The organism is Patulibacter sp. NPDC049589 (assembly GCF_040675535.1).
GTDB lineage: Bacteria > Actinomycetota > Thermoleophilia > Solirubrobacterales > Solirubrobacteraceae > Patulibacter.
The window spans coordinates 1-11,256 of the sequence record NZ_JBFAPC010000177.1; the positions used below are offsets into that span (position 1 = coordinate 1).

Below are 11,256 nucleotides of genomic sequence, written 5' to 3' on the forward strand. Positions count from 1 at the left end.
GTCATGCTGTCGCTCCGCGGTGTCGCCCCGCTGCTCCTCACCGGCACGAGCGGGGTCGCCCTGCTCGCGTTCGGGATCGGCGGGGCGACGCCAAGGTCAGCTGCCGGGTGAGCACCAGCAAGGGCGCCCGGCGGGTCACCTGCACGGTGCGCGGCACGACGAAGAAGGCCGGCGCGGCGCTGACCCGCTCGCGCGCCACCCTGATCCGCTCGGGCCGCACCTACGCGCGCGGCACGACCGGCGGCCTCGCGATCCGCCGCAGCACGCCCCACGGCCGCTACACGCTCCGCGTCGTGGTCGGCCACACCGCGGTGCGGTACCCGGTCGCCGTCCGCTGATCGGGAGCGCCGGCCCGGCCCGGCGCGGCACCGATCGCGTGGCGAAGGCGTGCCGGAAGACGAGTTGGTCGAGGGCCTGCACCGGGAGGAAGGCGGCCTGGGCGGACGGGTCGCCCGACCGGCGCGGTAGGCGAGGTAGCCCGTCCGCGCCGCGAACAGGCGCCAGCCGAGTTCCGCGGCCCGGGTCACCTCTCCCGGCGGGATCCCGAAGGGGTGCAGGAAGGTGCGGGGCTCGACGGCGGCCCCGACCGGCACGGTCCCGGCGATCGCGGTCATGGCTCCGAGGGCGGTGATCGGCATCCCCGGATCCTGGTGCGTCGTCCCAGCCACGCTTTGGCGCATATGGACGTCTATGGCGTAGCAGGCCATCGATGGCGTCGAGGCGTCCGTATGGCGCCCCGGCGGCACCGTGCAGACCGCACGCCGGGGCCGGGAACGGTTGGCCGATCGGCGCACGGATCGGCCGCTCTGCGGACGTACAGTCGGAGAGCGGGCGGAACCTCGCGCCCGTGACCACCACCTCGGAAGGACCCCGTGCTCCCCGGACGACCCTCATCGGTCGCCGCGGCGGCCCCTGCGCGCACGCAGCGGCCACCGCGACGACGTCCCCTGGCCCTGCTGCTGGCCACGCTCATCGCTCTGATCGCCACCGCGTCACCGGCCCTCGCCGCCGACGCGGGCGTCCCCGACGCCACGCTCCCCGGCGCGTACGGCACGAAGAAGATCGACTACGACGCCGGCACGCTGCTGCTGAACCTCGCCACGCCCGGCCAGTCGACGACCGTGCCGATGAAGGGCTCGATCACCTACCCGACCGGCAACGGCAGCCAGGCGTCGAAGGTCATCGTCTTCGTCCACGGCCGCCACGGCGTCTGTCTCGGCACGTCCGGCACGACGTCGCCGCCCGGGCCGTCGCCGGGAACCTGCCTCGACAGCGAGGCGCCCGACGGCACCCCGGTCTCGACCGACATCCGCAGCTACGGCGGCTACGACTACATGGCCGAGAACCTCGCCAGCCACGGGTACGCGGTCATGAGCATCGAGGCCAACATCACCGGCTTCGACAACAACTACGCCGACGCCGGCGCGGGTGCGCGCTCGCAGATCATCAACGCGTCGCTGCGCCTGCTGGACCGCTGGAACAACGGCCTCGGCCCGGTCACGGACGATCCGGACACGACCGTCGGGCTGAAGCTCGTCGGCCGGCTCGAGCTGTCCTCCGGCGTCGGCCTCATGGGCCACTCGCGCGGCGGCGACGCGGTGACGGACTTCGTCACCTACAACCGCAACCTGTCGAGCGGGCGCTGGCTCATCGACGGCGTCGTGGCGCTCGCCCCGACCGCGTACTCGACGGCCGCCCGGACGACGACCTCCGGCGGGACCACCACCGTCACCGGCCCGCCGCGCACGCCGGAGGGCACCAACTACGTCAACCTGCTGCCCGCCTGCGACGGCGACGTCAACACGCTGCAGGGCGCGCGCTTCGTCGAGAACGCGAAGTACGCCCCCGGCAACGCCGGCGTGGCGACGATGCAGTGGTACGTGCAGGGCACGAACCACAACTTCTACAACACGGTCTGGACCGGGGACGACTTCGGTCCGGCCGCCGATCCGGCCTGCACGCAGCGCCTCGGCACCACCGCCCGCCTGTCCCCGTCGGACCAGCGGCGCGTCGGCCTGACGCTGATGAACTCCTTCCTCCGCCGCTACGTCGGCGGCGAGAAGGCGTTCGATCCGCTGATGACCGGCGAGGTCACCCTGCCGTCGACGAGCTGCCCGGTCGCCTCGGGCGTCGCGTGCGGCGAGGAGGTCAAGACGAGCTACTTCGGCCCGACGACCAAGCGGCTCGACGTGCTGAAGCCGGCCCCGACGTCCGACCCGATCGAGACGGCGACGGTCCCGGACCCGGTCGACCCGACCGCCACGACGGTCGCCGCCACCGGCGGTCCGCTGACGGCCACGGGCCTGGCGACGTTCGAGGTCTGCCGCCCGTCGGCGGTGCCGCGCCGCGGCCTGCCGAAGAAGCCGAGCGCGTACCCGCTCTGCCCGGACGACAACAACAACCGCTCGATCGGCACGCAGTTCGCCGTCGCGTGGGACGGCCCGGCGAGCCTGACGGCCGGCCTCGGCGCCGACGGCGGGACGAAGGACGTCTCGACGTTCGGTGCCCTGACGATGCGCGTGGCGGTCAACCGCAACGACCCACGCAACCCGGCGGGCAACGGCTTCACGCCGCAGAGCGCGACCCAGGACCTCGACGTCACGATCACCGACGCCGCGGGCGCGACCGCCACGACCACGGCGGCCAAGTGGGGCACGGCGCTGGAGCCGTCGATCGGCAGCAGCTACCAGCACATCATCCTCAACGGCCTGCGGATCCCGCTCTCGGCGTTCGCGGGGGTCGACCTCACGAAGGTCGCCTCGGTGACGCTCGGGTTCGGCGCCCGCACGCCCACGGGGTCGATCCAGCTGGCCGACGTCGCGTTCCAGGAGACCGCGCCGGACGCCCCGCCGGCGCCGGTGACCCCGGTCATCCCGCCGCGTGACGGTCCGCCGTCGCCGGTGGGCGACGTCCTCGCCCCGCCCGTCGCCCCGGCGGCCCCCGCACCCGGGACGCCGGCGAAGGCCTGCGTCGACACGAAGCGCCCGACGAGCCGCGTCTCGTCGATCCGCGCGACCCGGACCCGCATCCGCGTGGCCGGCCGCGCGACCGACAAGGGCTGCGTCACGGCGAGCGGGAAGGCCGTCGCCGGCAAGGCGGGCGGCGGGGTCCAGCGGACCCTCGTGTCGGTGTCGAAGAAGAGCGGCGAGGGCTGCCGCTTCCTCAACCGCAAGGGCAAGTGGGGCCCGGAGGTCTACTGCGACAACCCGATCGTGCTCTTCGCCAAGGGCACGAAGACCTGGTCGCTGGCCGTGAAGGCGAAGCTCGCCAAGGGCGTCTACACGGTGTCGGTCGTGACCTACGACCGGACCGGCAACCTGGCGAAGGCCGCGCGCCAGTCGGTGCGCGTCCGCTGAGGACGGGCCGGCCGGGGCGGGGGAGACCCCGTCCCGGCCGGGGCTACTTCTGGGCCGCGCCGCTCTCGAGCTGCTTGCGGGCGGCGTCGACCTGCTTCTTCGCGCTGGGGGGCAGCGCGCCGGCCTTCTCGAGCGTCTCGGCGGCCGCGAGGGCCTGGCGCTGGATCTTGTCCCGGACCACGCCGATCTGCTTGGTGCCGGCCGCCGCGCTGAGCTTGCCGGACTGCACCTTCTTGGTGATGTCGACGAGCTGTTGCTGGAGCGCGGTCGCCCGGTGCTGGGCGGCGGCGACGTCGGCCTTCAGCTTCTTGGCGTCCGCGTCCGAGAAGCCGCTGTCCTTCAGCCGCTGGGACGTCTCGACGAGCTCGTCGGCGGCCTTCTTGTCGATGCCCTCCTTCTGCAGCTGCTGGGAGGCCTTCTCGTTCTGCGCCTTGTCGTCGCTGCTGCCGGCGCCGCACGCGGAGAGTCCGAGGGTCGCGGCGAGCAGGGCGGCCACGGCAATAGGTCGATAGCCGATCATCAATCGGATGATGGCGCATCGGTCCGGGACGCGGCGTCCGGCGGGTACGCCGTCTCCGCGGAGGAGGCGCCGATCGTGCCCGAACCGCCCGCCGGACGCGGCACCCGGGCACGTCGCCCGACCCGCGGGCAGTCGTGGCCGCGGGGGCGGACCGGCCCGGGACGGACCGGGGTCGACGTCTATCCTCGGGGTGCGCCCATGCCGGATCCTCTGAAGACCACCGCCCCCGACCGCGTCCCCGTCCGCCGAGCCCTGCTCTCGGTGTCGGACAAGACCGGCCTGACCGAGCTCGCGCAGACCCTGCACGACGCGGGGACGGAGCTGATCTCGACCGGCGGCACGGCCAAGGCGATCGCGGACGCCGGCCTGCCGGTGATCGCCGTCGAGTCGATCACGGGCTTCCCGGAGATGATGGACGGGCGCGTCAAGACGCTCGATCCGCACCTCTTCGCCGGCATCCTCGGCGTGCGGGACCTCGACACCCACGCGTCCGCGGCGGCCGAGCACGGCATCGGCTGGATCGACCTGGTCGTCGTCAACCTGTACCCCTTCGAGGAGACGATCGCCAAGCCCGACGTCTCCCTCGCCGCCGCGATCGAGAACATCGACATCGGCGGCCCGTCGCTGATCCGCGCGGCCGCGAAGAACCACGGTTACGCCGCGATCCTCACCGACGCTGCGCAGTACCCGGCGGTCATCGAGGAGCTCAAGGCCTCCGGCGACGGCTCCCTGGGCCTCGTCACGCGCCGCAACCTCGCGCTCCAGGCCTACGCCACGACCGCCCGCTACGACGCGGCGATCTCGGGCTTCCTGCAGGACCAGGAGGAGTTCGACGGCTCGCAGCTGCCGCTCGGCCACCCCTGCGGCCACCCGGCGTCCGGCGGCCGCGTGCCGTTCCCGCCGACCTTCTCCCGCGGGTACGTCCGCGACCGCACCCTGCGCTACGGCGAGAACCCGCACCAGCGCGGCGCCTACTACCGCCGCGCCGGCGCCCGCGCCCACCTGCTGTCGGGCGTGCAGCAGCTCCACGGCAAGGAGCTGTCCTTCAACAACCTGCTCGACCTCGAGGCCGCCCGCGCGATCGCCCGCGAGTTCGACGAGCCCGCCGCGGTCATCGTCAAGCACAACAACCCCTGCGGCGCCGCGATCGGCGACTCGAGCCTGCAGGCGTTCGAGCGCGCGCTGGCCTGCGACCCGGTCTCGGCCTTCGGCGGCATCGTCACGCTGACCCGCCCGGTCGACCTCGCCGCCGCCGAGGCGCTCTCGAAGCTCTTCGTCGAGGTGCTCTTCGCCCCGTCGTTCGACGCGGACGCCCTCGCGCTGCTGTCCGAGAAGCCCAACGTCCGCCTGCTGACGGGCGACGACGCGCCGCTGAAGGGCCTCGAGCGGCTCGACGTCCGCGCCGTGGCCGGCGGCGTCCTGGTGCAGGACACCGACGAGGTCGTCGTCGACCCGACGACGATGTCGGTCTCCACGACCGCGCAGCCGACGGACGAGCAGTGGCGCGACATGCTCTTCGCCTGGCGCGTCATGCGGCACGTGAAGTCCAACGCGATCGTCTACGCGAAGGACGGTGCGACGGTCGGCATCGGCGCCGGCCAGATGAGCCGCGTGGACTCCGCCCGGATCGCCCGCGAGAAGGCCGCCGAGCACGGCCTGGACCTGACCGGCGCCGCGATGGCGTCCGACGCGTTCTTCCCGTTCCCCGACGGGCTCGAGGTCGGCCTGCAGGCCGGCGTCACCGCCGTCATCCAGCCGGGCGGCTCGATGCGCGACGAGCTCTCGATCGCCGCCGCCGACGCGGCGGGCGCGACGATGGTCTTCACGGGGCGGCGGCACTTCCGGCACTAACTGCGCCGCGCGTCCGCCCACGGCGGATCCGCCAGATGGCGCATGGTCGTGTGTACGGGGCCGACCTACACTCCAGCCCTCGCGCGGGTCCGGGAGGCCCCGCGGTCACCAGGGTGGGAGCGCAGGCATGGCAGGCACGGAGTTCATCAGGCGTCGGCGGCCGGACGGCGGTCGACGATCAGGCGGCGACGGTGTCCGTGTCGGCTTCCGCCACGGCTCCGAGGCGCTGCTCGGCGGGGCCGCCGCCCTCTGGCTCGTCGGCTTCTTCCTGCCGGCGACCGCGTCGGGCTCGGGATCGACCATCAGCGGCCGCGCGTTCGCCGATCTGATCGGGTCGGGGACGCTCACCGTCTCCGCGCCGCGCTGGTTCGGCGCCGTCCTCTACCTCGTGCCGCTCGCGGCCGCAGTCCTGCTGGTGACGCTCGTGTCCGACCATCCGTCGGTCGTCGGGCTCCGCCTCGTCGCGGCGGCCGTCGCGACCCTCGCGGCGCTCGCGTTCGCCGCGGTGGTCGCCGACTGGCGGCCCGCGCGGGTCGGCACGGGATCCTGGGTCGCGATCGCCGGGAGCTGCCTCGCGGTCGCGGGCGCGACGTCGACCCTGCGTCGCCGGGGAGGCCACCATGGCGACCGGTGACGGCTGGCCCCCGACCGGCGCCCCGCAGCCCGGCGGCGCTCGCCACGGCGGCCCGCAGCCCGGCCGGCCGCAGCCGCTGGTGCACGATGAGCATCTGCGGCAGCCGGGCCAAGATGCGGGCTTACCGGGATCGCGCCCGCTGACGCCGGGTCACGGCTTGCGGCCGACCCCGGCGAACTCGGAGACCTTGTCGGTGATGCCCGGGCGGGACGGGTCAGGCCGCCAGGCGGAGCAGGTCACGACGCCCGGGTCGAGCAGCTCGAGGCCGGTGAAGAAGGCCGCGATCTCGTCCCGGCTGCGGGCGCAGATCGGCGCCGCACCGCTCTCGTTCCACTGCTTCATCGACTGCTCGACGGCCGGCCCGTTCACCTCGGTGGTCGGGTGCGAGATCACCAGATAGCTCCCGGACGGGACGGCGCCGACGAGATCGCGCACGATCCGGGCCGCCTCCGCGTCGTCGACCACGAAGTTCACGATGCCGAGCAGCATGATCGCGATCGGCTGGTCGAAGTCGAGCGTCTCCCGGGCCTGCGACAGGATGTGCGCGGTGTCCCGGATGTCGGCGTCGATGTAGTCGGTGGCGCCCTCGGGCGTGCTGTTCAACAGGGCCCGGGCGTGCACCAGGACCATCGGGTCGTTGTCCACGTAGACGATGCGACTGTCCGCGGCGACGCTCTGAGCCACCTCGTGGGTGTTGTCCGCGGTCGGCAGGCCGGTGCCGATGTCCAGGAACTGCCGGATCCCCGCCTCGCCGGCCAGGTGGCGCACCGCCCGGCCGAGGAACTCGCGGTTGGCCCGGGCCGACTGGACCAGCTCCGGCATCAGGGCCAGCGCATATTGCGCGGCCTCACGGTCGGCGGCGAAGTTGTCCTTGCCGCCGAGCAGGTAGTTCCACAGCCGCGCGGAGTGGGCCACCTCGGCGTTGAGCGAGGCGTGCACTTCCGGCGGGAGTCCGTGCGCATCGGTCACGGTGCGAACCCTATCGATCTGCCCGCGGGAGGGGAAGGCGCTTCCCCTCCCGCGAGGGACGCCTGGATTACAGGATGGTCCAGGTGTCGCCGGTGTTCAGCAGGTCGCCGAGCATCTCGTCCGGCGTGCCGGTGGCCTGTGCCTGGGCGTCCAGCACCTGCTTGCGCACGATCTCGTCGTAGGACGGGCGCTGCACGTTGCGGAACACCCCGATCGGCGTGGTGTCGAGGTCGGAGCCGGACAGCCGGGAGAGGGCGAACGCGTACGCCGGGTCGTCCACTGTCGCGTCGTGGACGATCGCGGTGCCGCCCTCCTGCACCTTCAGCCCGAAGCTGCCCTCCGGGTGGACGACCGAGAACCGGTTGTCCGTGCCGAAGGTGATCGGCTCGCCCTGCTCCAGCCGGATCAGGTGCTCGTCGCGCGTCGACGCGTCCTTGATCAGCTCGAAGGCGCCGTCGTTGAAGATGTTGCAGTTCTGGTAGATCTCCACGAACGCGGAACCCTCGTGGGCCGCGGCGGCCCGCAGCACCGACTGCAGGTGCTTGGCGTCCGAGTCGATGGTCCGGGCCACGAAGGTCGCCTCCGCGCCCAGCGCCAGCGACAGCGGGTTGAACGGCGAGTCCGCCGAGCCGGCCGGGGTCGACTTGGTGATCTTGCCGATCTCCGAGGTCGGGGAGTACTGCCCCTTGGTGAGCCCGTAGATCCGGTTGTTGAAGAGCAGGATCTTCAGGTTCACGTTGCGGCGCAGCGCGTGGATCAGGTGGTTGCCGCCGATCGAGAGCGCGTCGCCGTCGCCGGTGACCACCCAGACGCTCAGGTCCGGGCGGGACGCGGACAGGCCGGTGGCGATCGCCGGAGCGCGGCCGTGGATGGAGTGCATCCCGTAGGTGTTCATGTAGTACGGGAAGCGCGACGAGCAGCCGATCCCGGAGACGAAGACGATGTTCTCCCGGGGGATGCCCAGCTCCGGCATGAAGCGCTGCATGGCCGCGAGGATCGAGTAGTCACCGCAGCCCGGGCACCACCGGACCTCCTGGTCGGACTTGAAGTCCTTGGCGGTCAGCTTCAGTTCGACAACCGGGTTAGCCATTCTTGACCACGTCCTCGAGCATGCTCTCCAGCGTCGCGGCGGTGAACGGAAGGCCGCTGACCTGATTGAACGGAACCGCATCGACCAGGTACTTCGCCCGGATCACCTGGGCCAGCTGGCCGAGGTTCATCTCCGGGACGACCACCTTGTCGTACCCGGCCAGGACCTCACCGAGGTTGGCCGGCAGCGGCGACAGGTGCCGCAGGTGGGCCTGCGCGATCGACAAACCGCGCTGGCGCAGCGCGCGGCAGGCGGCCCCGATCGGGCCATAGGTCGAACCCCAGCCCAGTACGAGCACCCGCGCGTTCTCCTCCGGGTCCTCGACGTCCACGTCCGGCACCGGGATCCCGTCGATGCGCGCCTGCCGGGTCCGCACCATGAACTCGTGGTTGGCCGGGTCGTACGAGATGTCGCCGGTCTTGTCGGCCTTCTCCAGCCCGCCGATCCGGTGCTCCAGACCGGGGGTGCCGGGAACCGCCCACGGCCGGGCCATCGTCTCCGGGTCCCGCAGGTACGGCAGGAACCGCCCGTCCGCGGAGTTGGGTTCGCGGGCGAAGGAGACCTGCAGGTCGGGCAGCTCGTCGACGGACGGCAGCAGCCACGGCTCGGAGCCGTTCGCCACGTAGTTGTCGGAGAGCAGGATGACCGGGGTGCGGTAGGTCAGCGCGATCCGGGCCGCCTCGATCGCGGCGTGGAAGCAGTCGGACGGCGATTTCGGCGCGATCACCGCGAGCGGCGCCTCGCCGTGCCGGCCGAACAGGGCCATGTTCAGGTCGGCCTGCTCGGTCTTGGTGGGCATGCCGGTGGACGGGCCGGCCCGCTGCACGTCGACGATGACCAGGGGCAGTTCCAGCGCGATCGCCAGCGAGATGGTCTCGCCCTTGAGCGCCACACCGGGACCACTCGTCGTGGTCACGCCGAGAGCACCGCCGTACGACGCGCCGAGCGCCGCCCCGATCGCGGCGATCTCGTCCTCGGCCTGCATCGTGGTGACGCCGAACCGCTTGTGCTTGGAGAGCTCGTGCAGGATGTCCGAGGCCGGCGTGATCGGGTAGGCGCCGAGGAAGATCGGCAGCTTCGCCTTCACGCCGGCGGCGACCAGGCCCAGGGAGAGCGCCTGGTTACCGGTGATGTTGCGGTAGGTGCCGGCCCGCATCTTGGCGGGCTTCACCTCGTAGCGCACCGAGAAGGCCTCGGTGGTCTCGCCGTAGTTCCAGCCGGCCTGGAAGGCGGCCTTGTTCGCCGCCACCAGGTCCGGGCGCTTGGCGAACTTGCGCTCCAGGAACCGCAGGGTGGATTCGAAGGGCCTCGAGTACATCCAGCTGAGCAGGCCCAGCGCGAACATGTTCTTGGCGCGCTCGGCGTCCTTCTTCGAGACGCCGGCGTCGGCCAGCGCGCCGACCGTCATCGAGGTCAGCGCGACCGGATGCACCGCGTACTCGGCGAGGGTGTCGTCCTCCAGCGGGCTGGTCGCATATCCGACCTTCGCCAGATTTCGTTTGGTGAACTCGTCGGTGTTCACGATGATGTCGGCCCCGGCGGGCAGGTCCGCCAGGTTGGCCTTGAGCGCGGCCGGGTTCATCGCCACCAGGACGTTCGGCGCGTCACCGGGGGTCAGGATGTCGTAGTCGGCGAAATGCACCTGAAAGCTGGACACGCCCGGGAGCGTTCCGGCTGGTGCACGGATCTCGGCGGGGAAGTTGGGCAGGGTCGAGATGTCGTTGCCAAGCTGAGCGGTCTCCGAGGTGAACCGGTCTCCAGTGAGCTGCATACCATCGCCGGAGTCCCCGGCGAATCTGATGACTACCCGGTCCAGCTGCTCGACTCGCTTCGCGGGAGCGGCCACGTTCAACCTCCAAAGAGCGCGGTCCGGCGGCTGAGGTTCGTCGATGAGCCGGCCCGCAAATCGTCACTTCCACACTACGTCGCCGCCCCTTACAAAGCGGCCGCGGACCGCTGACCACAGTAACTACGTGGGGAAAGGACCAGCCAGCAAAGTCCACCATGCGGCACGCGGAAACCGGCCGGGCGTCCGTTAGGCTCCCCGATCGTGGACGGATATCTCGGTTCGTACGCCACGCTGGGCCTTCTGCTGGCCGCCGGTGTGCTGCTGTTCGTGGCGGCGTTCGGCGCGAACCGGCTGCTGCGGCCGTCGACCCCGGCGGAGCCGCTGGGCAAGCGGATCTCCTACGAGAGCGGGATCGACCCGGTCGGCGGGGACTGGGCGCAGGCGCAGATCCGGTACTACGTCTACGCGTACCTCTATGTGCTTTTCGCGGTGGAAGCCGTATTTCTCTTCCCGTGGGCGCTGATCTTCGATCGGCCGGGTTTCGGCGGCCTGGCCATCGCCGAGATGGGCGTCTTCGTGGCGGTGCTCGCGCTGGGGATCCTCTATGCCTGGCGGAAGCGGATCCTGACCTGGACCTGAGCGCCCACGACGACATCGACCGGGTGGCGGGCTCGCCACCGGAAAGCGGACATGTCAACATCGTGCGCATGGGTCAGCTTCTGCTCTTCATTGTCGTGGCGCTCGTCGTCGCGACGATCGTCTTCGGCGTGACCGTCCTACTGAGCGGAGGCGACTCCGGACTGACCTCGGTCGAGCCCGACGGTCGGGCGGTGCCACTGCCCGGTGACCGGCCATTGGGCGAGTCCGACATCGCCGAGACGAAGTTCGACACCGCCTGGCGTGGCTACCGGATGGCCCAGGTGGACCAGGCGCTGCAGCGCGCGGCGTACGACATCGGTTACAAGGGCGAGCTGATCGGCGTGCTCGAGGCCGAGGTGACCGCGCTCCGCGAGGGCCGGCTCGAGGACGCCGACGCGCTGCGCAAGG

General features: G+C 71.7%; 10 protein-coding genes and 1 pseudogene. 7 read left to right on the plus strand and 4 right to left on the minus strand.

Annotated elements, in window-relative coordinates; genetic code table 11:
* Positions 1–107: 107 nt before the first annotated feature.
* Both AB0L40_RS23415 and AB0L40_RS23420 read left to right on the plus strand, forming a co-directional pair.
* Positions 108–338: a hypothetical protein gene (locus tag AB0L40_RS23415; RefSeq protein ID WP_364360451.1), complete on the plus strand. Its 231-nt coding sequence runs from the start codon at positions 108–110 to the stop codon at positions 336–338.
* Positions 339–872: 534 nt separating this feature from the next.
* A complete protein-coding gene (locus AB0L40_RS23420) occupies positions 873–3,356 on the plus strand; it encodes a hypothetical protein (RefSeq protein ID WP_364360453.1) in 2,484 nt (827 codons plus the stop codon).
* 43 nt (positions 3,357–3,399) lie between these two features.
* On the opposite strand, the gene AB0L40_RS23425 is transcribed toward AB0L40_RS23420, so the two are convergent.
* Positions 3,400–3,852, minus strand: a complete 453-nt coding sequence (locus AB0L40_RS23425) for a hypothetical protein (RefSeq protein ID WP_364360455.1) — start codon at positions 3,850–3,852, stop codon at positions 3,400–3,402.
* Positions 3,853–4,074: 222 nt separating this feature from the next.
* Between AB0L40_RS23425 and purH the strand changes: the two genes are divergently transcribed.
* The 3 genes and pseudogenes from purH to AB0L40_RS23440 all read left to right on the plus strand — a co-directional run.
* Positions 4,075–5,727 (plus strand): bifunctional phosphoribosylaminoimidazolecarboxamide formyltransferase/IMP cyclohydrolase, encoded by a 1,653-nt coding sequence (purH, locus tag AB0L40_RS23430; RefSeq protein ID WP_364360457.1) that lies wholly within the window; start codon positions 4,075–4,077, stop codon positions 5,725–5,727.
* A gap of 127 nt (positions 5,728–5,854) precedes the next feature.
* Entirely contained in the window at positions 5,855–6,361 is a 507-nt protein-coding gene (locus AB0L40_RS23435; protein ID WP_364360459.1) for a hypothetical protein, read from the plus strand.
* Between the two features lie 53 nt (positions 6,362–6,414).
* Positions 6,415–6,504: pseudogene (locus tag AB0L40_RS23440) on the plus strand (CGNR zinc finger domain-containing protein); the annotation flags it as partial.
* Positions 6,505–6,511: 7 nt separating this feature from the next.
* Here the strand turns inward: AB0L40_RS23440 and AB0L40_RS23445 are convergent.
* The 3 genes from AB0L40_RS23445 to AB0L40_RS23455 form a co-directional block, all read right to left on the minus strand.
* On the minus strand, positions 6,512–7,330 hold the full coding sequence (locus AB0L40_RS23445; RefSeq protein ID WP_364360461.1) for an SAM-dependent methyltransferase: 819 nt from the start codon (positions 7,328–7,330) through the stop codon (positions 6,512–6,514).
* Positions 7,331–7,397: 67 nt separating this feature from the next.
* A complete protein-coding gene (locus AB0L40_RS23450) occupies positions 7,398–8,420 on the minus strand; it encodes a 2-oxoacid:ferredoxin oxidoreductase subunit beta (RefSeq protein WP_364360463.1) in 1,023 nt (340 codons plus the stop codon).
* Complete coding sequence (locus AB0L40_RS23455; protein ID WP_364360465.1) at positions 8,413–10,266, minus strand: 2-oxoacid:acceptor oxidoreductase subunit alpha; 1,854 nt, start codon at positions 10,264–10,266, stop codon at positions 8,413–8,415. The genes AB0L40_RS23450 and AB0L40_RS23455 overlap by 8 nt, the downstream gene beginning before the upstream one ends.
* Positions 10,267–10,470: 204 nt before the next feature.
* On the opposite strand from AB0L40_RS23455, the gene ndhC reads away from it, so the two are divergent.
* The gene (gene ndhC / locus AB0L40_RS23460; protein WP_364360467.1) at positions 10,471–10,848 is read left to right on the plus strand and encodes an NADH-quinone oxidoreductase subunit A; all 378 of its coding nucleotides are present in this window, start codon (positions 10,471–10,473) and stop codon (positions 10,846–10,848) included.
* Positions 10,849–10,916: 68 nt separating this feature from the next.
* Positions 10,917–11,256 (plus strand): DivIVA domain-containing protein (locus AB0L40_RS23465; RefSeq protein ID WP_364360469.1); only part of this gene is annotated, 340 nt, incomplete at its 3' end.